The organism is Rhodococcus sp. IEGM 1305 (assembly GCF_030058635.1).
GTDB classification, from domain to species: domain Bacteria; phylum Actinomycetota; class Actinomycetes; order Mycobacteriales; family Mycobacteriaceae; genus Rhodococcus_F; species Rhodococcus_F opacus_D.
Window position 1 is genome coordinate 1 of the sequence record NZ_JASHKX010000049.1, and the last position, 21,272, is coordinate 21,272.

Annotated in this window: 26 protein-coding genes and 1 tRNA gene; 11 read left to right on the plus strand and 16 right to left on the minus strand. The window is 68.9% G+C overall.

All coding sequences use genetic code 11. The features are described 5' to 3' along the window. Window positions 1-448 precede the first annotated feature (448 nt). Complete coding sequence (locus tag QM693_RS34110; RefSeq protein ID WP_283354533.1) at window positions 449-1,282, plus strand: siderophore-interacting protein; 834 nt, start codon at window positions 449-451, stop codon at window positions 1,280-1,282. Between the two features lie 29 nt (window positions 1,283-1,311). Here the strand turns inward: QM693_RS34110 and QM693_RS34115 are convergent, their stop codons facing one another. Further along, window positions 1,312-1,875: an NAD(P)H-dependent oxidoreductase gene (locus QM693_RS34115; protein WP_280781694.1), complete on the minus strand. Its 564-nt coding sequence runs from the start codon at window positions 1,873-1,875 to the stop codon at window positions 1,312-1,314. A 101-nt stretch (window positions 1,876-1,976) separates the two neighbouring features. Here QM693_RS34115 and QM693_RS34120 point away from each other — a divergent pair, with 101 nt between their 5' ends. Next, window positions 1,977-2,576 (plus strand): TetR/AcrR family transcriptional regulator, encoded by a 600-nt coding sequence (locus tag QM693_RS34120; protein WP_280781693.1) that lies wholly within the window; start codon window positions 1,977-1,979, stop codon window positions 2,574-2,576. A 34-nt stretch (window positions 2,577-2,610) separates the two neighbouring features. Then, window positions 2,611-3,381: an META domain-containing protein gene (locus QM693_RS34125; protein ID WP_283354534.1), complete on the plus strand. Its 771-nt coding sequence runs from the start codon at window positions 2,611-2,613 to the stop codon at window positions 3,379-3,381. Here QM693_RS34125 and QM693_RS34130 read toward each other — a convergent pair. Continuing rightward, window positions 3,378-3,929 carry a nucleosidase gene (locus QM693_RS34130; protein ID WP_283354535.1) on the minus strand — a complete coding sequence of 184 codons (552 nt, stop codon included), beginning with the start codon at window positions 3,927-3,929 and terminating at the stop codon, window positions 3,378-3,380. The two genes, QM693_RS34125 and QM693_RS34130, sit on opposite strands and share 4 nt — an antisense overlap. A 50-nt stretch (window positions 3,930-3,979) precedes the next feature. Between QM693_RS34130 and nadE the strand changes: the two genes are divergently transcribed. Continuing rightward, a complete protein-coding gene (nadE, locus tag QM693_RS34135) occupies window positions 3,980-4,819 on the plus strand; it encodes an NAD(+) synthase (protein WP_005240272.1) in 840 nt (279 codons plus the stop codon). Window positions 4,820-4,823: 4 nt separating this feature from the next. Then, on the plus strand, window positions 4,824-5,609 hold the full coding sequence (locus QM693_RS34140) for an SDR family oxidoreductase (RefSeq protein WP_280781691.1): 786 nt from the start codon (window positions 4,824-4,826) through the stop codon (window positions 5,607-5,609). Here the strand turns inward: QM693_RS34140 and QM693_RS34145 are convergent. Both QM693_RS34145 and moaA read right to left on the minus strand, forming a co-directional pair. Further along, a complete protein-coding gene (locus tag QM693_RS34145; protein ID WP_280781690.1) occupies window positions 5,606-5,863 on the minus strand; it encodes a MoaD/ThiS family protein in 258 nt (85 codons plus the stop codon). The genes QM693_RS34140 and QM693_RS34145 overlap by 4 nt on opposite strands. Next, a complete protein-coding gene (gene moaA, locus QM693_RS34150; RefSeq protein WP_043782234.1) occupies window positions 5,856-6,911 on the minus strand; it encodes a GTP 3',8-cyclase MoaA in 1,056 nt (351 codons plus the stop codon). Before moaA ends, QM693_RS34145 begins: the two co-directional genes overlap by 8 nt. 122 nt (window positions 6,912-7,033) lie before the next feature. On the opposite strand from moaA, the gene QM693_RS34155 reads away from it, so the two are divergent. The 4 genes from QM693_RS34155 to QM693_RS34170 all read left to right on the plus strand — a co-directional run bounded on the left by QM693_RS34155 (window position 7,034) and on the right by QM693_RS34170 (window position 11,272). Then, window positions 7,034-8,218 (plus strand): molybdopterin molybdotransferase MoeA, encoded by a 1,185-nt coding sequence (locus QM693_RS34155; protein ID WP_280781689.1) that lies wholly within the window; start codon window positions 7,034-7,036, stop codon window positions 8,216-8,218. Continuing rightward, window positions 8,215-9,189: a bifunctional molybdenum cofactor biosynthesis protein MoaC/MoaB gene (gene moaCB / locus QM693_RS34160; protein WP_280781688.1), complete on the plus strand. Its 975-nt coding sequence runs from the start codon at window positions 8,215-8,217 to the stop codon at window positions 9,187-9,189. The genes QM693_RS34155 and moaCB overlap by 4 nt, the downstream gene beginning before the upstream one ends. Further along, window positions 9,182-9,595: a molybdenum cofactor biosynthesis protein MoaE gene (locus QM693_RS34165; protein ID WP_280781687.1), complete on the plus strand. Its 414-nt coding sequence runs from the start codon at window positions 9,182-9,184 to the stop codon at window positions 9,593-9,595. The genes moaCB and QM693_RS34165 overlap by 8 nt, the downstream gene beginning before the upstream one ends. Window positions 9,596-9,847: 252 nt before the next feature. Then, window positions 9,848-11,272 carry a DEAD/DEAH box helicase gene (locus QM693_RS34170; RefSeq protein WP_198601971.1) on the plus strand — a complete coding sequence of 475 codons (1,425 nt, stop codon included), beginning with the start codon at window positions 9,848-9,850 and terminating at the stop codon, window positions 11,270-11,272. Here the strand turns inward: QM693_RS34170 and bluB are convergent. The 3 genes from bluB to QM693_RS34185 are packed head-to-tail and all read right to left on the minus strand — an operon-like array spanning window position 11,269 to window position 13,856. Further along, window positions 11,269-11,928 (minus strand): 5,6-dimethylbenzimidazole synthase, encoded by a 660-nt coding sequence (bluB, locus tag QM693_RS34175; RefSeq protein ID WP_283335253.1) that lies wholly within the window; start codon window positions 11,926-11,928, stop codon window positions 11,269-11,271. The genes QM693_RS34170 and bluB overlap by 4 nt on opposite strands. Next, window positions 11,925-12,962, minus strand: a complete 1,038-nt coding sequence (locus QM693_RS34180; protein WP_280781685.1) for a CobW family GTP-binding protein — start codon at window positions 12,960-12,962, stop codon at window positions 11,925-11,927. The genes bluB and QM693_RS34180 overlap by 4 nt, the downstream gene beginning before the upstream one ends. A 45-nt stretch (window positions 12,963-13,007) precedes the next feature. Continuing rightward, a complete protein-coding gene (locus QM693_RS34185; RefSeq protein WP_283354536.1) occupies window positions 13,008-13,856 on the minus strand; it encodes an alpha/beta fold hydrolase in 849 nt (282 codons plus the stop codon). Window positions 13,857-13,919: 63 nt separating this feature from the next. Here QM693_RS34185 and QM693_RS34190 point away from each other — a divergent pair, with 63 nt between their 5' ends. Further along, the gene (locus QM693_RS34190; protein WP_280781683.1) at window positions 13,920-14,444 is read left to right on the plus strand and encodes a MarR family winged helix-turn-helix transcriptional regulator; all 525 of its coding nucleotides are present in this window, start codon (window positions 13,920-13,922) and stop codon (window positions 14,442-14,444) included. On the opposite strand, the gene QM693_RS34195 is transcribed toward QM693_RS34190, so the two are convergent. Beyond that, window positions 14,384-14,869, minus strand: a complete 486-nt coding sequence (locus QM693_RS34195; protein ID WP_283335250.1) for an acyltransferase — start codon at window positions 14,867-14,869, stop codon at window positions 14,384-14,386. The genes QM693_RS34190 and QM693_RS34195 overlap by 61 nt on opposite strands. A gap of 127 nt (window positions 14,870-14,996) precedes the next feature. On the opposite strand from QM693_RS34195, the gene QM693_RS34200 reads away from it, so the two are divergent. Continuing rightward, window positions 14,997-15,398, plus strand: a complete 402-nt coding sequence (locus QM693_RS34200) for a PAS domain S-box protein (protein WP_241961798.1) — start codon at window positions 14,997-14,999, stop codon at window positions 15,396-15,398. Window positions 15,399-15,678: 280 nt separating this feature from the next. Here the strand turns inward: QM693_RS34200 and QM693_RS34205 are convergent, their stop codons facing one another. The 8 genes from QM693_RS34205 to QM693_RS34240 form a co-directional block, all read right to left on the minus strand. After that, entirely contained in the window at window positions 15,679-15,888 is a 210-nt protein-coding gene (locus tag QM693_RS34205) for a hypothetical protein (RefSeq protein WP_011598322.1), read from the minus strand. 87 nt (window positions 15,889-15,975) lie between these two features. Further along, window positions 15,976-16,048, minus strand: a tRNA-Ala gene (locus tag QM693_RS34210). 162 nt (window positions 16,049-16,210) lie between these two features. Next, window positions 16,211-16,942 (minus strand): DsbA family protein, encoded by a 732-nt coding sequence (locus tag QM693_RS34215; RefSeq protein WP_283354537.1) that lies wholly within the window; start codon window positions 16,940-16,942, stop codon window positions 16,211-16,213. Between the two features lie 41 nt (window positions 16,943-16,983). Then, a complete protein-coding gene (locus QM693_RS34220) occupies window positions 16,984-17,472 on the minus strand; it encodes a MauE/DoxX family redox-associated membrane protein (protein WP_283354538.1) in 489 nt (162 codons plus the stop codon). A 26-nt stretch (window positions 17,473-17,498) separates the two neighbouring features. Continuing rightward, entirely contained in the window at window positions 17,499-18,725 is a 1,227-nt protein-coding gene (locus QM693_RS34225) for an MFS transporter (RefSeq protein WP_283354539.1), read from the minus strand. 59 nt (window positions 18,726-18,784) lie between these two features. Next, window positions 18,785-20,416 carry a phosphoglucomutase (alpha-D-glucose-1,6-bisphosphate-dependent) gene (pgm, locus tag QM693_RS34230; RefSeq protein WP_283335246.1) on the minus strand — a complete coding sequence of 544 codons (1,632 nt, stop codon included), beginning with the start codon at window positions 20,414-20,416 and terminating at the stop codon, window positions 18,785-18,787. A 74-nt stretch (window positions 20,417-20,490) separates the two neighbouring features. After that, window positions 20,491-20,835 (minus strand): fluoride efflux transporter CrcB, encoded by a 345-nt coding sequence (gene crcB / locus QM693_RS34235; RefSeq protein ID WP_283354540.1) that lies wholly within the window; start codon window positions 20,833-20,835, stop codon window positions 20,491-20,493. Then, entirely contained in the window at window positions 20,832-21,206 is a 375-nt protein-coding gene (locus tag QM693_RS34240) for a fluoride efflux transporter FluC (RefSeq protein ID WP_037245290.1), read from the minus strand. The genes crcB and QM693_RS34240 overlap by 4 nt, the downstream gene beginning before the upstream one ends. Between the last annotated feature and the right edge of the window lie 66 nt (window positions 21,207-21,272).

Sequence of the window (21,272 nt, forward strand, 5' to 3'; positions counted from 1 at the left end):
CGTTGTGGTCTCTCAGTGCTCAAGACACTACACCTAGTGGCCGACAGAAACACTTAACCCGAGATGTTGTGAGTCACATTGATGAAATTCCCAGGTCGTCATCCCGCGGACCATAAATTTCGTGCTCGCTCCGGCGTGTCGCACATCACATCTTCGGTGTGACGCGGAACACCCCTCGCATCGCGCTCGTGCACTGGAGGCTCCGGGAGCTTACGTCACCTCCGCAGACACGCCCGCATCCGCGGTGCGGGCCCCGGGAGAGCACCGTACGGACCGGCCGGAGACGACTCCGCCGGACCATGGCAGCCCCCTCCGAGCGCAGCCCTCGCCCCACCCGGAGACGCCGCTCCCCGACCGCCCGCGGCCGGGCACACCGGGGCGTCGCACACGACGTGCTCTCCATGCTTGCCGACCGGTAACTGCCTGCCGGCCCCGGTACCGTGAGCGCATGTCCGACGACTCCCTGGACCACCTCCCCTGGTCGGCATCCGTGGCGCGCACGACGCGGGTGACGCCGAACATGCAGAGGATCACCCTCGCGGGCGGAGATCTCGGTCGATTCGAGTCCAGCGGGCGGCCGGACGAGCGCCTGCTCCTGGCCTTCCCACCCGACGGCGCGGAGAAGCGCAGCTACACCGTCCGCCGCTGGGATCCGGACGCCCTGGAGATGGACATCGATTTCGCCGTCCACGCGGGCGGAACCGCGGCGCACTGGGCCGCTCGCGCGCGCCCCGGTGAGACGCTCGGGTTCTCCACCGCCTCGGGGTGGTACGCGCCGCCCGCCGATTCCGAGTGGCAACTCCTCCTCGCCGACATGACGGCACTGCCCGCCGTCGGCCGGATACTCGAGGAATTGCCCGGCTCGCCGCGGGTGCACGTCATCGCGGAGGTCACGACCCCCGAGGACCGGCAGCAGTTCGCCACCGATGCCGCGCTGACCATGACGTGGCTGGACGGGAGCGGAAACGGCGCCGGCGACAGTCTGCTCGCCGAGGCGGCCCGCGACTGGCCGCGCCCGGATGCACCGGGATACGTGTGGTTCGCGGGCGAGGCGAAGGTGTCGCGGGTGGTGCGGCGCTGGTTACGACATGACCTGGGCTGGCATGCGGACCGCCACGACGTCATCGGTTACTGGCGCGACAACAAGGAGGAGTGGGTCACCCGGTACGAGACGGTGCGCGAACAGATAGAAGCCGCCAGGGACTCTGCCCTGGCGGCCGGTGAAGACTTCGACTCGGTGCGCGACGCCGTCGACGCAGCCCTGGATCGGACCGGGCTGTAGCGACGACGGCGCCGCGCGCGAGCGGATCGTCAGGCGTCGACGAGCTGCTTCGTGGCGTCGACGAGGCTGGCGACGACGTCGGCAACCTGCTGCGCGACCTCGGCGTTCTCGCGCGGGTGCCGGTCACCGAACTTGTCGATGGTGCCGCCGATGGCGAGGGTGACGTCCTCGAGGACCTTGCCGCCTGCGATGCGGACGGCCTTGCGGGTGTCCTCGTGCGCCCACTGTGCACCGTTGCCGCTGGGTGAGGCGCTGATGACGGCGACGGGCTTGTCCTTGACGGCGCCGGTGCCGTACGGCCGGGAGATCCAGTCGATGGCGTTCTTGAGGACGGCGGGGATGGTGCCGTTGTACTCGGGCGTGAGGAGCAGGAGCGCGTCGGCGCGGCCGGCGGCCTCACGCAGCGCCTCGACGGCGGGGATGGAACCGGCGACGTCGATGTCCTCGTTGTAGAAGGGGACGTCTCCGAGGCCGTCGAACACGGTCACCTCGGCACCGTCGGGCGCCACGGCGATCGCGGTCTCGGCGAGCTGACGGTTGACCGAGGCGGCGCGGAGGCTGCCGACGAGAACGAGAACGTTGGTCTGTGACATGTCAATAATCCTTCGATGGTGCGTAGGGCGACTCGTGAACATGTATAGCAACTAAACGGACCGCGGTCCACTTATGTTCCCGTCACGGTAGGATGCGAGGCGTGACCAGTCCCCTGCTGCCCCAGATCGGGGTCGATCCCCCGGAACGCGGAGACGCCGCACGTAATCGGCGTCGTCTGCTCGACGCGGCTGCGCTGCTGGTCGCGGAGCGCGGCGTCGACGCCGTCACGATGGACGCGGTCGCCTGCAAGGCCGGTGTGGGCAAGGGCACAGTGTTCCGCCGGTTCGGCAGCCGGTCGGGCCTCATGCACGCACTCCTCGACCACACCGAACGGGAACTCCAGCAGTCCTTCATGTTCGGTCCACCGCCGCTCGGACCGGGCGCCGACCCGATCGACCGACTGATCGCCTTCGGGCACGCCCGCATCGCGATCGTCGAGGTACAGGGTGAGGTCCAGCGCGCGGCCGAGAATTCCCTCGAGTTCCGTTTCGCCGCACCCGCCCGGGCGGTCTCCGTGCGCCACGTCGTGTCCCTGCTCCGCGCGGCCGGGGTGCAGGGCGACCACGAACTGCTCGCCTGCTCATTGCTCGCACCCCTCGAAGCCACGCTGGTACTGCACGAATTGCGCGACCTCGGGATGTCCGTGGAGCGGCTCGGCGCCGCCTGGGAGGACCTGATCCGGCGCGTCACCCGATGTTGATCCCGGATCCGGACAATTTGTCTAACCTCGGGGAATGCGCACCACCGCGACCGTTCTCGGCCTCCTGACGTTCGCCTCGCTCACCGCCTGCGCCGGGGACGCGCAGCCCGGCCCGCCGGATCCGGCGGGCCGCACCTACGTCTCCACCTCCGTCGAGGGCGACCCCATTCCCGGCGGTGGGCCCCTCGTGCTCGGCTTCACCGACCCCGGACGCCTCTCCGTCGAGGCCGGATGCAATCAGGGCAGCGCCGACGTGGACCTGTCCGGCGGGAAGGTCGTGGCAGGACCGCTCGCGATGACGCTGATGGCGTGTCCGGGCGAGTCCGCCGGCGCGGACGCCTGGGTGGCGGCGCTGCTGGACGCGCAACCGAACTGGACCCTCGGCGGCGACACACTCACCCTTACCACGTCCACCGGTTCGGTGACGCTGACGGACGAGAAGGTCGTCCGGCCGGATCGGCCCGTCGTCGGGACCACCTGGACGGTCACCGCGCTGATCAGTCCGGACGCGGTCACGACGACGGAGGCATTGGAAAGGACGGCACCCCAGTTGCTCATCGCCGGCGACGGTTCGGCGTCCGGCTTCACCGGCTGCAACCGCATGACCGGGACCGCGGACGTGCAGCGGAGTTCGATCTCGTTCGGGCCCTGGGCCACCACCCGGATGGCGTGCCCCCCGGATGTGTCCGAGGTCGAACGTGCCGTTCTCGCCGCGTTGGCCGGGGAGACGGGCTACAGCGTCCATTCGGACTCGCTGCGACTGGTCAACAGCGACGGGATCGGGCTGACACTGCGGGCGAGCTAGAGAGCCGCCAGCCAGCGACCGAGTTCCCGGGCGCTCGCATCGATCCGGGCGGGCCAGTCCAGTGCCGAGTCGTCGGCCGTGTCGCTGACGTGCTTGACCAGTCGGCACCGGGCGCCGCCGCGAGCGCTGGCATAGGCGACGGCGAAACCCTCCATGTCGACGAGGTCGGCCCTGCGGGCGAGCACGTCGCGCACGCCGGCGTCGGACACGAACAGATCGCCGGTCGCGAGCACCGAACCGTCGCCGTCCGGCAGGGCGAGGAGATCGGCCACCCCGTGGCCGAGTGCTCGGATGGCGTCGCCACTGATGTCGTGGTTGAGGACGGTCGACGGCGTGAACAGGCCACTGTGATGCTCGTGCAACGCACCGGCGGTGCCGATGTTGACGACGAGCGGCTTGTCCGTTCGCGGATAGTCGGCGAGTGCGGACGCCACGGCCACGGCGGCGCTCACCTTGCCGATCCCGGTGATCAGGACCTCGAACTCGGACGGGACGTGCACCGCCTCCGCCTTGGTCGCGCTGACCACCAGAACGTCCGATCTACTCATGCGCGGAACCGTACCCTGCGCTCGTCAGGGGCACTCGCTAGAGTTCTGTCATGGCGAATCTACGTGCGCAGATCCTCGAGGAACTCGGTGCCCGGCCCACCATCGATGCGGCCGACGAGATCCGCAAACGTGTTCAGTTCCTGAAGGACTACCTGCTGTCGACCCCGGCCAAAGGATTCGTCCTGGGTATCAGCGGCGGTCAGGACAGCACCCTCACCGGACGCCTCGCGCAACTCGCGGCGAGCGAACTGCGCGACGAGGGCCACGACGCCGAGTTCGTCGCCGTGCGGCTGCCCTACGGCACCCAGGCGGACGAGTCCGACGCGCAGATCTCCCTCGACTTCATCAAGCCCGACCGGTCGGTGGTCGTCAACGTGAAGCCCGGCGCGGACGCCACCGCGAAGGAGTCGTCCGAGGCGCTCCGCGACATCATCGGCGACGGCGGCGAACTCCGCGACTTCGTCCGCGGAAACATCAAGGCCCGCGAACGCATGGTGATCCAGTACTCGATCGCCGGCCAGCTCGGGTATCTCGTCGTCGGCACCGACCATGCCGCGGAGGCGATCACCGGCTTCTTCACCAAGTTCGGCGACGGCGGCGTGGACGTCACCCCGTTGACCGGGTTGTCCAAGCGTCAGGGCGCCGCACTCCTGCGCGAACTCGGCGCACCCGAGAGCACGTGGAAGAAGGTCCCCACCGCCGACCTCGAGGACGATCGCCCCGCCCTCCCGGACGAGGAAGCGCTGGGAGTCACGTACGCCCAGATCGACGACTACCTCGAAGGCAAGGACGTGCCGGACGCCGTCGCGCAGAAGCTGGAGACGATGTTCCTGAACACCCGCCACAAGCGCACGGTCCCGGTGACCCCGCTCGACACGTGGTGGCGGTGACCCGATGGTCCAGGCGCTCGTCGCGGGCGGTACCGGCACTGCGGGCCGGCAGGTGGTCAAGGAGTTTCTCGCGCGCGGTCACTCCGTCCGGGTCCTGACCCGGCACGGCGGTGCGCCGGGCAGCGAGATCGCCCATTTCCACGGTGACCTCGTCACCGGTGAGGGCCTCGCCGAAGCACTCGACGGGGTCGACGTCGTGGTGGACACCACCGACGGCAAGACCCGCGGCACCCGGGCCGTGCTGGAGAAAGGCGCCGAGAACCTCCTCGCCACCGCGGACGGCGCGGGAGTCGGGCGCGCCGTGCTGCTCTCCATCGTCAACGTCGACCGCAGCGAATTCCCCTATTACCAGGCGAAGCGGAAGCAGGAACGGGTCTACGAGAGCGCCGCGATGGAGACGTCGATCGTGCGGGCGACCCAGTTCCACGACTTCATTCCCATGATCGCGAAGCCGGCGAGCCGGGCCGGGTTGATCCCCGCGTTCTCCAAGACGAACTTCCAGACCATCGACACCAGGGATGTCGCGACCGCGCTGGTCGACGCCGCCCTGGCCGCCGAACCGGCGCCGGAGGGGACTATCACGATCGGTGGACCGGAGGTTCGCACCGCCCGCGATCTGACGGCGGCGTGGAAGAAGGCCACCGGGACGCACGGGTTCGTCGTGACCGTGCCTCTTCCGGGCGCGATGGGCCAGTTCTTCCGAGAGGGATCGAACCTGGTGCCCGACAATCGGTTCGGAACGATCACGTTCGACCGGTGGCTGGCCGACTCCGTGAACGCGGCCCGCTAGCCGCCGGCGAACGGCGGCAGCACGTCCACCTGCGTACCGGCGGTGCGGGTCAGGTCGCGCGTCAGCTCGGAGTCCACCAGGAACGCGGAGACCGACAGAACCCGCTGCATCTCGGGTCCGTACTTGGCGAGGAGATGGTCTTTCACCTGGCCGAGGTCGGCGCCGACCGGGAGGTCGAGAGTTTCCTTGGTGCAGCCCGCCGCGTCGGCGGCGGCCGCGAAGTACCGAACGGAAATGCCTGTCACGTCAACCACCGATTGCTCCCATGCTCCGTTGCGGCGGGGCGAAGCCGTCCGCGTTGATTCCGTGGCCTGCCCACTTGTTCCACATCGCGCCGCGCCACAACTGCGCCAGTTCCTCGTCGCCCGCACCCGACCGCAGGGCCGCCCGCAGGTCGATCTCCTGGTCGCTGAACAGGCACGACCGTACCGTTCCCTCGGCCGTGAGACGGGTGCGGTCGCAGTCCGAGCAGAACGAGCGCGTGACGGACGCGATGATCCCGACCGTGGCCGGTCCGCCGTCGACGAGCCACTCCTCGGCGGGCGCCGACGGATCTTCCCTCCCGTGTTCGGTGAGGGTGAACCGCTCGCCGAGGACGGCCAGCAACCGGTCGGCGGCGACCATGTTCTCGCGTGCCCACTCGTGATCGGCGTCGAGCGGCATCTCCTCGATGAACCGCAGCGCGACGCCCTCACTCAGGCACCACTCCAGGAGATCGGCCGCTCCACTGAGCGTTTCGGGCATGAGCACCGCATTGATCTTCAGCGGCGCCAGTCCGGCCCGGGCGGCGGCGCGGATACCGGCGATCACCGACGGCAGCCGGTCGCGCCGCGTCAGTCTCGCGAAGTGCTCACGATCGACCGAATCGAGGGAGACGTTGACCCGCGTCAGTCCGGCGCGGGCGAGCCCGGCCGCGCGGTGCTCGAGACCGACCGCGTTGGTGGTCATCGCCAGCGGGATCCCCGGTGCCCGCTCGGCGCACCCGGCGATCATCTGCTCGAGATCCACCCGCATCAGCGGCTCGCCCCCGGTGAACCGCACCTCGCGCACACCGAGCCGGTGGACGGCGATATCGACGAGCCGGACGATCTCGTTCGCGGTGAGGAGGTTCTCCGCCGGAATGGCGGGCAGGCCTTCCTCGGGCATGCAGTACGTGCAGCGCAGCGAACACTTCTCGGTGATGGACACCCGCAGGTCACGCGCGACCCGGCCGAACCGGTCGACCAGCTGGTCGACGTCGGGTCTCCCGTCGAGCGAGACCGACGACCGGACAGTCGGGATACCCATCGCCACGGCCGTCATCGAGTTGCCTTTCGCTGCATCTGTCCAGTATGCCGCGAGGGGGTGACCGTTGTCCGGCGCGGTGCCCTCGTCGCTCCGTTGGCGGGGTGCCTAGGATTGGTGACCATGGCCGGAGGAACATCGTGACCGCACGCTCTGTGGAGCAGCACGCCCAGCACGTCGCCGAACTCCTCGCGACGCTCCAGGAGCGCCCGGCCGAGGAGATTCCGCTCGGCGAGGCGCTCGGGCGCGCCCTCGCCGCCGACGTCCACTCCCCCGTCGACCTGCCGTTGTTCCGGAATTCGCAGATGGACGGATACGCGGTCGACGCCGCATCCGTCGCGTCGGTCCCGGCTGTGCTGCCGGTGCTGGGCGTGATCGCCGCGGGACCGGCCGGCGCCACCACCCACACACCCGGGACCGCCTACCGGATCATGACCGGTGCGCCGATCCCCGACGGCGCCGACGCCGTCGTCCCGGTGGAGGACACGGAGACCACGGACGGACAGGTCCGCATCGAACGCTCGCGCACCGCGGGCGAATTCGTGCGCGAGCGCGGCAGCGACGTCCAGGAGGGCACGCTCCTGCTGCCCGTCGGCAGTGTTCTCGCCGCCCGGCACATCGCCGTCCTCGCCGCCGTCGGCCTGCAGCGCGTCCCGGTGCGTCCGCGTCCCCGCGTCGCCGTGATCACCACAGGCGCCGAACTGGTGGACGCCGGGACCACACTGCACCCCGGAGAGATCTACGACTCCAACGGAATCGCCCTCGCGTCGAGCGCCAGGGCCAACGGCGCCGAGGTCGTCTCGATCACCCGCAGCGGCGACGACCCGGCCGAGTTCCGGACCCTGCTCGCGGAGGCGACCACCACCGCCGATCTCGTCCTCACCTCCGGCGGGGTGTCGATGGGCGACTTCGAGGTGGTCAAGGAGACGCTCTCGCCGCTCGGCGCACAGTTCGGTCACGTCGCGATGCAACCGGGCGGCCCGCAGGGCACCGCCGTCGTGGACGGTACGCCCGTCCTCAACTTTCCCGGTAACCCGGTGAGCACCCTCGTCTCGTTCGAGGTGTTCGCGCGTCCCGAGATCCGGCGCGCGGCCGGGCTCCCTCCGACCGAACCCGAGGAGCTGCCGCTTGCCGCGGCCGTCACCTCCATTCCCGGCAAGCGGCAATTCCTCCGCGCACGCCGCACCGACGCCGGGGTCGAACTCGTGTCCGGCCCCGGTTCCCATCTCGTCGCCGCGATGGCATGGGCGGACGTCCTCCTCGACGTTCCCGCCGACGTCACCGCGCTCGACGCCGGACAACTCGTGAAGGTGATCCCCCTATGAGCGACCTGACGCACCTCGACAGCGAGGGCCGCGCCCGCATGGTCGATGTGAGCGCGAAAGCGGACACGACCCGAATTGCAGTCGCTGCCGGGCAGTTGGTCACCACACCCGCGGTGATCGAACTGGTGCGGGCCGACGATCTGCCCAAGGCGGACGTTCTCGCGACGGCCAGGATCGCCGGGATCTCGGGGGCGAAGAAAACGTCCGAGCTGATTCCGCTGTGCCATCAGCTCGCGCTGTCGTCGGTGAAGCTGGAGTTCGGGTTCACGGGCGATGCCATCACGATCGAGGCCACCGCGAAGACGAAGGGCCCGACGGGCGTCGAGATGGAGGCCCTCACCGCCGTGGCGGTGGCGGGATTGACGTTGCACGACATGGTGAAAGCCGTCGACCCTGCCGCGACACTGGACGGTGTCCGGTTGCTCACCAAGGACGGCGGCAAACGCGGACACTGGACGCGTGAGCAGCAGAGCACCGGAATCCCCACGGTGACATCGCGATCCGCGGCCGTTCTGGTCGCCTCGACCGGCGGCGCGAAGGGCACTCGGGAAGACACGACCGGCCCGGTGATCGCCGCGTGGCTCGAGGACCGTGGCTTCACCACGCGGGGTCCGCTGGTCTACGCGGACGCCGACATCGCCGCCGGCCTCGCCGACGCACTGTCCGGCAATCCGGCGCTGATCATCAGTACCGGCGGTACCGGCGTCTCCCCCACGGATGCCACCCCGGAGGCCACCCGTGCGGTGCTCGACCGAGAACTCCCCGGTGTGGCCGACGCCATCCGGAACCGCGGGACGGCGGTGACCCCGCACGCCTCGCTGAGCCGCGGACTCGCCGGTGTGGCGAACGGCACAGTGGTGGTGAATCTGCCCGGCTCGCCGGGTGGCGTCAAGGACGGATTGTCCGTCCTCGATCCCATCGTCGACCACCTCCTCGCTCAGGTCGCAGGCGGAGGTGCGCACGATGAGTGACATCCTCGCCCAGATCTCGGATCAGCCCCTCGATCCCGCCGTCGTCGACGCCGCCGTGGCCGGGCCCGAGCACGGCGCCGTCGTGGTGTTCACCGGCGTCGTCCGTAATCACGATGGCGGACAATCCGTTTCGGCTCTCGAGTACCAGTCGCACCCGGACGCCGAGCGCTTCCTCCGTACCGTCTGCGAGGAGGTCGCGGCGTCCACCGGACTACCCGTGGCGGCCGTCCACCGGGTCGGGTCCCTCACCGTCGGCGACCTCGCGGTGGTCGCCGCAGTCGCCGCACCACACCGCGCCGAGGCGTTCGCCGCGTGCGCCGAACTGGTCGAACGGATCAAGCACGAAGTACCCATCTGGAAGCGGCAGAATTTCGCCGACGGGGCCTCGGAATGGGTCGGTTTGTGAGTCCTCGGTCGGACCGTTCGGCTGCCACCGGGTAGAGTGGCGATCACTAGGTGACCACGACGGTCATCGAGCGTCGTAGAACGCATTCAGTTCGGTCACCCGAATCCTGTTGGATGTGCACCACCGCATCCGCTCTTCTTACGGCGAAGAAGCTTGCCGACCGGCAACGCCGCCAACCTGTGCTCGAGCTCCGACGGAGACCTTCCGTATCGGCCCTCCGGGCACTACCCTGTGCCCGAAAGGCCTGACCACTTGTCTGACACACATACTCCCGACACGACGTTCGCTGCGCTCGGCGTCCGCGAACCACTGGTGAAAGCACTCGCCGACAAGGGGATCACCTCCCCGTTCCCCATCCAGGTCGACACCCTCCCCGACACGCTGTCGGGCCGCGACGTGCTCGGCCGGGGCAAGACGGGCAGCGGTAAGACGCTCGCCTTCTCCATCCCGATGGTGTCCCGCCTCGCGGGTGAACTGTCGGGCGGAAAGCGTCGCCCGGGTCGCCCGGTGGGCCTGATCCTGGCCCCCACCCGCGAGCTCGCCACGCAGATCACCGCAGCCCTCGAGCCCCTCGCCGCCGCCTACGACCTGCGGGTCACCACCATCTTCGGTGGTGTCTCCCAGAACCGTCAGGTGAGCGCGCTCAAGGCCGGCGTCGACATCGTCGTCGCGTGCCCCGGACGGCTCGAAGACCTGATGAAGCAGAAGTTCGTGAGCCTCGACGCCGTCGAGATCACCGTGCTCGACGAGGCCGACCACATGGCCGACCTCGGCTTCCTGCCCGTCGTCACCCGCATCCTCACCGCGACCCCCCAGCACGGGCAGCGGCTGCTGTTCTCCGCCACGCTGGACAACGGCGTCGACAAGCTGGTGAAGCGGTTCCTGAAGAACGAGGTCCTGCACTCGGTCGACGAGGCGAACTCGCCCGTCGCCGCCATGACGCACCACGTGTTCGACGTGGACGGCGTCGAATCCAAGCGCAAGCTGGTCGAGCGGCTGGCGTCCGGGACCGGACGCCGGATCCTGTTCATGCGCACCAAGCACCAGGCCCGCAAGCTGGCCCGTCAGCTCACCGAGGCGGGAATCCCCTCGGTCGACCTGCACGGCAACCTGTCGCAGGCGGCCCGTGACCGCAACCTCGCGTCGTTCTCCGCCGGTGAGGCACGCGTGCTGGTGGCCACCGACGTCGCAGCGCGCGGCGTCCACGTCGACGACGTGCAATTGGTCGTCCACGTCGATCCGCCCGCCGAACACAAGGCATACCTGCACCGTTCCGGTCGCACCGCACGCGCGGGCAGCGCCGGCGACGTCGTGACGGTCGTGCTGCCCGAGCAGCGCAAGGACCTCGCCGTCCTGATGCGCAAGGCCGCGATCAAGGTGACCCCCCTCCGCAGCACCGCGGATTCCGCACACGTGCTCGACCTGGTCGGCGACATCGCACCGCACGTCACCCCCGCCCCCAAGGCGGCTGCGCCCGCGTCGAACGGCGGCGGACGCAACCAGCGACCGGGCGGCGCCCAGGGTGGACGCGGCGGCCAGGGCGGTCGCGCACACGGCCAGGGCGGCGGGGCACGTCGCTCCCGCTCCGGCGGTGCCGGACGCCCGCGCGCCGCGTCGTCCACCGGCGGCGGAACCCGCACGGCGTCCGCCGCCGGCTCACGCCGCCGTCAGGGCTAGAACTTCTCGAGGTGGACGGCGTCGGCCAGTGGCCGGCGCCCCCGCCACCCGAAGCGCTCGAGGTCCGGCACCTGCTGGAACTCGGCAACCGTCCCCACGCACAGCCAGGCGATGGGGCGCACCGGCTCGGGGATGCCCAGCAGTTCGGTGAGATACGGCTCGTCGTAGAACGACACCCAGCCGACGCCGACGTTCTCGGCGGCCGCGGCGAGCCACAGATTCTGGATCGCGAGCACCGCGGAGAACAGACCGGTGTCGTCGACCGTGTGCCTGCCGAGGATGTGTTCGCCGCCTCGGCTGCGGTCGTAGGTGACGACGACTCCCATACCGCTCTCGCAGATCCCTTCGATCTTGATGGGATCGAACGTCTTCTTCCGGTCCTCGGGCAGCGAGTCCGCGAAACGCCGCCGGGCGCCGGCCACATGATCGGCGAACGTGGTCAGCGTCTCGGTGTCGCGCACGACAACGAAATCCCACGGCTGCGTGTTGCCCACGCTGGGGGCGCAGTGCGCCGCACCCAGGATGCGGTCGAGCACGTCGGCCGCGATCGGCTCCCCGGTGAACTCGGCCCGCACGTCGCGGCGACGACGGATCGCGTCGTACACGGACAGCGCGGGCTCGGGATTCGTTTCAGGACTACACGCAGACTCGGTCACGCGGTCACGGTATAGCGGTGCACGCCCAGCATCGCGCCGGGGTCCGCCTCGTCCCCCTCCGCCACGACACAGTCCGCGAGCCGGGTCCGCACGTGCTCGGCCTCGATGTCGGCGCCGATGAGCACCAGCTGGGTCGCCCGCTCCTCGCCGGGTTCCCAGCGCGTCGACGTGAATCTGATGTGCGGGCCGACCGTCTGCACCTCGAACTTCCGCGACTGTCCGGGCACCGCGAAGTGCACGAATCCCTTGATCCGGTAGATCCCGACCGGTCGTTTCTCGAGGAACTCCACGAGCCGACGCGGATCGATCGGCTCGTCCGAGGCGAAATCGACTGCCTCGTAGGACGAGTGCAGGTGATCGTGGTCATCGCAGTGGTCGTGCTGGTCCAGCAGGAGTTGGTCGAGGGTCAGCTGCTCCCCCGCCGCCGGTTCACGCCCGGGTTCACGGTCGAACAGCAGGGTGGGCTCGATCCTGCCGTGCGCGGTGGTCAGGACGGGCGCGCGGTCGTTGTAGTCGCGGACCATCGCCTGCACGGCGGCGCGTCGGCCGTCGTCGATGCGGTCCGTCTTGTTCAGGATCACGAGGTCGGCGAGCGTGACGTGCTTGCCGAGGTCCGGGTGCTGCGCCGCCTTGTCCTCGAACTGCTCACCGTCGACCATCACGACGAGGCCGCCGTACACGACGTGCGGGTTGGTGCTGCCGAGAACGAGCCGAATCATGTTGCGCGGCTCGGCAAGTCCGCTCGCCTCGACGATGATCACGTCGATCTGCGACGTGGGATGGGCGAGGCGGTCCAGCATCTCGTCCATGTCGCTGACGTCCACGGCGCAGCACATACAGCCGTTGCTCAGCGACACCATGGAATCGACCTGACCGGCCACCATCATCGAATCGATGTTCACGGCGCCGAAGTCGTTGACGATGACGCCGACCCGGACCCCGCGGTTGTTGCGCAGCACGTGGTTGAGCAGTGTCGTCTTTCCCGAACCGAGGAATCCGGCGACGATGACGACGGGAATCCGCTTCTTCGCCAACGCTGCGACCTCCGTGGGACCTCGACGATCTACCGGGCGCCCATCCTAGCGTCCCGCCCCCGCGGCGAGGATCGCCGCGTCGACGTCGGCTGCGGGCGTCATCGGCAGCGCATGATGTGTGGCGCCGGGAATCGTCGTGACCGTGGCCGACGGGAGCAACCGGCGGACGTTCGCCGCCACCCTCCCCGGATCGTGTGCCCGACTGCCTCCCGCAAGCACCACGGCAGTATGGGCGGTCAGCCTCCCCAGCGCCTCGGCCTTCGGGCGCGGCGGCACCACAAGCGCAGTGCGGCCGAAAGCGGCCGTCCCGAGCGCGCTCACGCCCAGCCACCGCGGGTCGACTCCGGCGCCCGCGGTCTCCCAGCCGATCAGACTCCGCTGCCGCTTCTCCGTCGGCCTGATCAGCACCGGCACCGCGCGGAGCAGGTACCTCGGGCTCATGCCCGCAAAGCAGGACGTCGGGTCGAGCAGCACCAGGCTGTCGACGCGACGGGAACCGTGCAGCGCGTAGGCGAGGGCGATCATGGCGCCGTACGAATGACCGACCACCGCGGACGCGTTCACCCCGAGGTGGTCGAGCACCGCGTCCAGCCACTCGAACAGGTTCAGGGGCGTGCGCAGCGGTGCGCCGTCGTTCACACTGCGCCCCACGTCGCCCATGACGTCCACCGCGAACACCCGGTGACTGCGGGCGAGCGCCGCGACGTTCGCGATCCACACGGTCGACGTCGCCCCGCCCCCGGGGAGCAGGAGAAGCGGCGCCCCCGACCCGGGTCCGCACACGTTGACCCGGGTGCTCCCGAACCGTGTCGGGACGTCGACGGGTGTGACGTCCACCGGCCACTCGTCCAGCAGCGCGTCGTACGCGGCGAAGAAGTCGTCGACTGACGTCATCAACCCTCCTCGGTTATCTCGCCAATCGAGATACTAGACAAACGAAGGAAAAGTCGCAGTAGATTGCAGAGCGTGGACCCGGACGAAGGCGCACAGACCGTGCACCGGCTGCGTGCACTCGCAGTCGAACTGAACCTGCTCGGCGCCGAATTCGCGCAACTGCACGGACTGCACACCACCGATCTCCGTGCCCTGATCTGCATCCTCGACGCCGACCGCACGGGACTCGCCGCCACACCCGGATGGCTCGGAAGTCAGCTCGGCATCAACTCCGCCTCGGTCACCGCCCTGCTCGATCGCATGGAGAAGGCAGGCCTGATCCGGCGCGACCGGGACGCCGACGACCGCCGCAGGTCGTTGCTCGCGGTCACACCCCGCGCCGTCGACCTCGGTCAGACGTTCTTCGGGCCGCTCATCGACCGGACGGCCTCCGTCCTCGACGACTTCGACACCGCCGAAAGGGCCACCATTTCACGGTTTCTCGACGGCGTGAACCGTGCGGTCACCGTCGAACGCCAGGCCGGCGCTCAGCGCACGGACGGCGCGGAGTCGAGGTCGCGGACACGACGCGCGGGCGACCCCGCGTAGAGCCCGTTCGGCTCGCAGTCGCGGGTGACCACCGTGCCCGCCCCGATGACACATCCGTCCCCCACCGTCACTCCGGGAAGAATGATCGCGCCCGCGCCGATCCAGCACCCGTCGCCGACCACGATCGGACGGTCGACCACCCGCCCGCCCCGGCCGTCGCTCGGACCGATCTCGTGAGTACTCGTGATGAACTGCGCGCGGTGCCCGACAGCGACCTGCCTGCCGAGCGTGATGGGCGCAGTGCCGTCGAACAGCACTCCGCGGTTGACGAACGTCCCCAGCCCCATCGTGACGTCTTTGCTGCCGAAATAGCAGCCGGAACAGATGCCGGCTCCCCACACTTTCGCGCCCGCCGCCATCAGCAGGAGAACGCGAAGCCACACGGGGACGAACGCGGAGGCCTGGACGATGGTGACGAACCGCATCCCGTCACCCTATCGCCACGGAGCAGGTTCGATACCGGAAGTTGCTCGCCGTTAACTGCGATACCGCCCGAAGATCCGAGGCGCGGCGTACTATGTGGGCGCCATCGAAGATTCCCGAGGGGGGACAGTGAGACAACTGGATAGCGACGGATTCGCTGCACTGATGGAGTCCATCCCCCACGCGATCAGCGTTCACGACCGGGATCGAAACCTCGTGTTCAGCAACCCCGCCTGCGCGGCCCTGATCGGCTACGACACCGACGAATTCGCAGACCTCGAACACGAGCAACTGTTCCACCCCGACGACGCCGAACTGTGGGGCACCATGCTCGCCCGGGTCCTGGGTACGGAAAGCACCAGCGCGACAGCACATCTGCGCATCCGCCACCGGGAAGGCCACTGGATCTGGGTGCGCGTCGCGGCGTCCACGTTCACCGCAGGCGCCGAGAGGTTGGTCGCCCTCGTGCTCCAGGACGAATCCGACACGATCTGGGGCAACCCCACGGCCGCGAGGCAACCGATCCGATAACCGCCCGCTCACCGCCCGTCGCCGGACGCCGTGCCACTACACGGCGGAGTCCGGACGGTCGCGCCGCAGCGCCGGCAGAAATGGGTGCGGTGCCCACCGTTGTTCGACGTCGCGCACCCACACACCTCCCACCCCACCAGGCACGTGTTGGCGGCCAGCGTGTGCCCGTTCGGACAGCGCCCCGGCGCGGTTTCGGTTCCGGCGGCCACACGCCCAACCTACCTCGCGGTCGAACATATGTGCGAGTTCGACCGGGAACCGCCGTCGCTGCGGTGGGCGGTCACATGTAGTTGCCGGGCGAACCGTCCTCCTGCCCGTCCTCCCGCTCCACCAGGAACCAGCTCCCGGGGGCGTAGATCAGCTCCCGGGCGGCACGGACGATGACGAGCGCCCCGGACTCGTGGATGCTGTAGCTGTCGTCGTCGCCGAAGTCGGTGACGGCGAACTCCGCCAATTGGTCGAATGATCGATGCGTCACAGTGAATGTCATGACGCCAGTGTCCCACCGGGACAAGGGGGATGAATGAGGAAAGCCTCCCACCCGCATTGTCTGCGGATGAGAGGCTTCTCTCGAAAGTGGAGCTAAGGGGACTCGAACCCCTGACCCCCACACTGCCAGTGTGGTGCGCTACCAGCTGCGCCATAGCCCCGTATTCGGTTGTTCTCCACACTCGGAATGACTTCCTCCGTGCTCGAAGAAAGTTACACCATTGCCGACCGGGCCAACAAATCGCCTGGTCAGAGGCGCTTCGCGCCCGTGCGCCTTTCTGGTTGTTCCAGCTACCAAAAAGGCGCACGGGCGGCGGAGCCGCCTACAGCTGCGACACCCAGTTCTCGTTGGAGAGTGCATCGATCACGGTGCCGTCCTTGACCACGGCAGGGGTGCCGGTAGCGCCGCTCGCGGCGAGGGCCTGACGGCCCGCCTCGGCGTGCGCACGGGCCTGCTCGACCTTCGCACCGCTGGTGATGCACTGGACGGCCTCGTCGGACGCTCCGGCGTCGCCGGCGATCTGCGCGAGCTCCTCGTTGGTGTGATCGGAGCTGCCGTTCTCCTTCGGCTGGTTCGACGGGGAGAACAGCGCCGCGTGGAACGCCGAATACGCCACGGCGTCACCGGTTTCTGCGACGCACTCGGACGCCGCGACGGCGCGGGTGGAGTAGTCACCGCTGGCCGAGAGCTGGTCGAGGAAGTTCAGGACGTGGTAGCGGACCGCCACCTTGCCGTCGTCGATGGCCTGCGCGAGTTCCTGGCCGTTCTTGTTCTCGAGCTCGGCGCAGTACGGGCACATGGGATCTTCGAAGAGGTCGACCGTGGTGGCCGCGTCGGGGCGACCGAGAAGTACGACACCGTCGTCCTGCAGCGCCACCTGGACCTCGGAGTTCTGGACCCCGCCGTAACCGTCGTTGCGCGGCTTGCTGCGGTTGCTCTGCCAGATCACACCACCGATGACCAGTACGGCGATGACCAGTACGGCGAGCCCACCGAGAATGTAGGTGGACCGGCTGGATTCCGGCTGCGGGTTGTACTTGTTCTTCGAGCTCACGTGGATGCAGTCCTTCGACGTCGGATCGATTTACCGAATGCTTACTCTGCCACCGTCTGCTGAGGGGTCACTGAGAAAGTGGTGCGGGAGCCGAGCCCCAGTGTGAACGGGGAACGGGGGAACACGATCAGCCACATGGCCAGTGCGAGGAAGCCCACATCCCGGAGTATTTCCTTGGTGTAATCCCAGCCGTTCACGTCGGCCGCACCGCCGCCGCCGAAGCATCCGCAGTCGATGGACAGTCCGCGGGCCCACACGGAGACGATCACGCCGATGAGCCCGAGCAGAAGCACGGCGGACACCGCGGCCGTGGCGCGGACGGCGAGCCCGATCAGCAGAAGCAGTCCGAGGGCGATCTCGAAGAACGGCAGCGTGTTCGCGACCGGCCGGACGAGGTCCTCGGGAAGCAGTTGGTAGGCGCGGACCGCGATGATCGTCTGGGCGGGGTCGGCGACTTTGAGTGCGCCGGAGACCAGCCAGACGGCGGCGAGAGACAGCCGGGCGAGAAGGGAGACGACCTTGATCCACACCCGAACGAGGGTACCGAAGACGCCGGTCAGACCGCCTCGACCGACACCTTGGGCGCCGGCTTGTTCGGCACGAGCAGCCAGCCCACTGCGGCGAGGAGCATGACCCCGCCGGTCACGCCGAATGCGACCGCGTACGACAGGTGCTGGGCGAGCAGACCCGCCCCGACCGGTCCGAGGACTCCGCCGACGTCGGCGACCATCTGGAAGGTGGCCAGCACGGGACCGCCGCGGGACTTCGCACCCACGACGTCGGCGACCGCGGCTTGCTGCGCGGGGCTCATGACTCCGGAACCGATGCCTGCGATGCCGGACAGCACCAGGAACACGAGCAGGTTCTCGCTGAGGCCCATCCCGACGGTGCTGGCGCCGCACACCAGCAGTCCGAGCAGGACGAACAGCTTCCGGCCGTACACGTCGGACAATCGCCCGGACACGATGAGGACGAGCGCATTGCCGACGGCGAAGACGGTGAGGGCGATGCCGGCGAGGGCGGCGTCGCGGTGCAGCGCCTCGACGACGAACAGCGGGACCATCGCCACCCGCACTCCGAAGATCACCCCGCCGAACGCGAAATTCGAGCCGAGGGCGGCGCGGTAGACGGGCTGCCCGAGGGCCTCCCGCAGCGTCATGGTGGCACCGGCGGCGGTGGCGTCGGGCGCCGTCAGGTGCGAACCGCGCAGGCTCACGAAGACGACCGCGGCCGCGATGACGAGGGCGATCGCGTAGATGACGAACGGAACCCGGAGTCCGAATCCGACGAGCAGCCCGCCGACGAGGGGTCCGGAGATCGATCCCATCAGGAAGCTCGTCGCGTACAGCCCGGACACGCGACCGCGGCTGTCCACCGGTGCGATGCGGATCACCAGGCCCATCGCCGACACCGTGAACATCGTCGAGCCGATGCCGCCGAGTGCGCGGAAGACGAGCAACTGCCAGTAGTCCCCCGCGACCGCGCAGGCGGCGGTCGAGGCGGCGACGATCAGGAGTCCGGTGATGTAGACCGGCCGCTCCCCCAGTTTCTGCACGAGCCGGCCGCTGACCGGGGCGAAGACCAGACGCATGAACGCGAAGGACGAGATCACGACGGTGGCCGCCGTCACGCTCACGTCGAAGCTGCGGGCGAACTGCGGGAGGGCGGGTGCGACGATCCCGAATCCGAGTGCGATGACGAAGCTGGCCGAGACCAGCACCCAGATTTCCGAGGGGAGCCGCGGGCTGCGCCCAGCGGGCAGCCCGGGTGCGCGAGTGTTCATAGTTGAATCCGATCGTAGGTGCCCCCGCTTCGGCGGCAGCACCTACCCCGGCTGAACTTCTACTTCAGGACGTCGGCCACCAGTTCCTTGGCCGCCGCCTGCACCTGCGCGAGATGGTCCGGGCCTTTGAACGATTCGGCGTAGATCTTGTAGACGTCCTCGGTGCCCGACGGCCGCGCCGCGAACCACGCCGACTCGGTGGTGACCTTCAGCCCACCGAGGGCCGCCCCGTTACCCGGGGCACTCGTCAGCGTCGCGGTGATCGGCTCCCCGGCCAGTTCGGTGGCCGACACCTGTTCGGGCGACAGTTTCGCCAGCACCGCCTTCTGCTCCCGGGTGGCGGGGGCATCGATGCGCGCGTAGGCGGGGCTGCCGAACTGCTCTGCGAGTTCCCGGTACCGCACCGACGGTGTCTTGCCGGTCACCGCCGTCATCTCCGAGGCGAGCAGGGCCAGGATGATCCCGTCCTTGTCGGTGGTCCACACCCCGCCGTCGTGACGCAGGAACGACGCTCCCGCACTCTCCTCGCCACCGAAGCCGAGCGAGCCCTCGAGAAGACCGGGGACGAACCACTTGAATCCCACCGGCACTTCCAGCAGTTCGCGGCCGAGGCTTCCGACCACCCGGTCGATCATCGACGAACTGACGAGCGTCTTGCCCACCTTCACCGTCGAACCCCACCCCGTGCGGTGCGAGAACAGGTAGTCGATGGCCACCGCGAGGTAATGGTTGGGATTCATCAGTCCCCCATCGGGAGTGACGATCCCGTGCCGGTCCGCGTCGGCGTCGTTTCCGGTGGAGATGTCGAACCGGTCCTTGGCTCCGATCAGCGAGGCCATGGCGTCGGGCGACGAGCAGTCCATGCGGATCTTGCCGTCGGTGTCGAGGGTCATGAACCGCCACGTGGCGTCGACGAGCGGATTGACGACCTCGAGATCGAGCCGATGGGTGTCGGCGATCGCACCCCAGTAGTCGACGCTCGCTCCGCCCAGCGGGTCGGCGCCGATCCGCACTCCGGTGCTCCGGATGGCGTCGAGATCGAGGACGCTCGGCAGGTCGTCGATGTAGAAGCGGAGGAAGTCGTACCGCTCGGCCCGCTGGATCGCCCGGTCCGCGGACACTCTCCGCACACCCGAGAGGTCCCGGCGGAGTAACTCGTTGGCACGGTCGGCGATGATCGTCGTCGCCTCCGAGCCGGCGGGACCACCGTGCGGAGGGTTGTACTTGAAGCCGCCGTCGCGCGGCGGGTTGTGCGACGGCGTCACGACGATGCCGTCGGCCTGCGACTCCGGGCCGCTGCGGTTGTAGCGGAGAATCGCGTGACTGACCGCGGGGGTCGGGGTGTACCGGTTCCGCGAATCGATCAGCACCGTCACGTCGTTCGCGGCCAGCACCTCGAGAGCCGACGTCCACGCCGGCTCCGACAGGGCGTGGGTGTCGCGCCCGACGAACAGAGGACCGTCGATGCCCTGGGACGCCCGGTACTCGACGATGGCCTGGGTGGTGGCCAGGATGTGTGCCTCGTTGAAGGCATTGTCGAGGCTCGACCCCCGGTGGCCCGATGTCCCGAACACCACCTGCTGCAAGGGATTCTCGGGGTCGGGCACGCCGCTGTAGTACGCGGTCACCAGGTGCGCGATGTCTACGAGATCCTCCGGCAGTGCCACCTGACCCGCTCTGTCGTGCGCCACGAGACCTCCTGGAAATTCATCGGGATCGAACTCGACTACCCATCCATCCTGCACCCTCGCACCGGAGTCTGCCCTCAAGACGTCAATCGGAATCCCAGCCAGGCGGCGGCCAGCCCGGCTGCCACACTCGCGACCACGTAGACGACGGACGGGAGCGCCCGCCGGATCCGCAGCAGCCCCACCGATTCCACCGCGAACGTCGAGTACGTGGTCAGTCCGCCGCAGAAGCCCGTGCCCAGCAGGGCGAACGTCTGCTCGGACATCGATGCCCCCGACAGCAGTCCGAGGATCAGGCACCCGGCGACGTTCACCAGGAAGGTGGCCACCGGAAAGCTGCGGTACGAGTCGACGTACCGGCCGGTGAGGTACCGCGTCGCCGCACCGAGCGCGCCGCCGAGGGCCACGAGGAGGACGGTCATGCCGCCGCCTTCCGTGCCAGCCGATGCCGGTGACCGGCGAGCATCCCCAGCCGCGCCGCGAGCAGGGCCGGTATCAGGGTGGCCACCACGTAGAGCGTCGCGGTGACGGCGTCCTCCCGCACCGCGTCGACGGCGAACGTCGAAAACGTGGTGAAACCGCCGAGGACGCCGACGCCCAGGAACAGTCGCCACAACCGGTCCGGTCCGACCGTCTCGGCGAGGTAGCCGAGCAGCAGTGACCCGACCACGTTGATCAGCAGGACGGTCCAGATGCCCGGCCACAGCTCGGCCAACAGGAATCTCGCGGACGCACCGAGCGCACCGCCCAGAGCGACCACGGCCACCGGTTTCGTCAGGGACACGGCACACATCGTGTCACGGCGGCGGGTGGGGGCGTTCGAACTCCGCCGGGCACAAAAAATCCGGGCCGGACACCT

What these genes read in the sequence shown, in the direction of transcription:
- QM693_RS34140 (WP_280781691.1), top strand. Translation starts at nt 4,824, where the DNA reads ATGGTCCAGGCGCTCGTCGCGGGCGGTACCGGCACTGCGGGCCGGCAG.
- QM693_RS34115 (WP_280781694.1), bottom strand. Translation starts at nt 1,875, where the DNA reads ATGTCACAGACCAACGTTCTCGTTCTCGTCGGCAGCCTCCGCGCCGCC.
- nadE (WP_005240272.1), top strand. Translation starts at nt 3,980, where the DNA reads ATGGCGAATCTACGTGCGCAGATCCTCGAGGAACTCGGTGCCCGGCCC.
- QM693_RS34205 (WP_011598322.1), bottom strand. Translation starts at nt 15,888, where the DNA reads ATGACATTCACTGTGACGCATCGATCATTCGACCAATTGGCGGAGTTC.
- moaCB (WP_280781688.1), top strand. Translation starts at nt 8,215, where the DNA reads ATGAGCGACCTGACGCACCTCGACAGCGAGGGCCGCGCCCGCATGGTC.
- QM693_RS34195 (WP_283335250.1), bottom strand. Translation starts at nt 14,869, where the DNA reads ATGCGGTTCGTCACCATCGTCCAGGCCTCCGCGTTCGTCCCCGTGTGG.
- QM693_RS34225 (WP_283354539.1), bottom strand. Translation starts at nt 18,725, where the DNA reads ATGAACACTCGCGCACCCGGGCTGCCCGCTGGGCGCAGCCCGCGGCTC.
- QM693_RS34110 (WP_283354533.1), top strand. Translation starts at nt 449, where the DNA reads ATGTCCGACGACTCCCTGGACCACCTCCCCTGGTCGGCATCCGTGGCG.
- QM693_RS34240 (WP_037245290.1), bottom strand. Translation starts at nt 21,206, where the DNA reads ATGTGTGCCGTGTCCCTGACGAAACCGGTGGCCGTGGTCGCTCTGGGC.
- QM693_RS34165 (WP_280781687.1), top strand. Translation starts at nt 9,182, where the DNA reads ATGAGTGACATCCTCGCCCAGATCTCGGATCAGCCCCTCGATCCCGCC.
- moaA (WP_043782234.1), bottom strand. Translation starts at nt 6,911, where the DNA reads ATGACGGCCGTGGCGATGGGTATCCCGACTGTCCGGTCGTCGGTCTCG.
- QM693_RS34185 (WP_283354536.1), bottom strand. Translation starts at nt 13,856, where the DNA reads ATGACGTCAGTCGACGACTTCTTCGCCGCGTACGACGCGCTGCTGGAC.
- QM693_RS34130 (WP_283354535.1), bottom strand. Translation starts at nt 3,929, where the DNA reads ATGAGTAGATCGGACGTTCTGGTGGTCAGCGCGACCAAGGCGGAGGCG.
- crcB (WP_283354540.1), bottom strand. Translation starts at nt 20,835, where the DNA reads ATGACCGTCCTCCTCGTGGCCCTCGGCGGCGCGCTCGGTGCGGCGACG.
- QM693_RS34125 (WP_283354534.1), top strand. Translation starts at nt 2,611, where the DNA reads ATGCGCACCACCGCGACCGTTCTCGGCCTCCTGACGTTCGCCTCGCTC.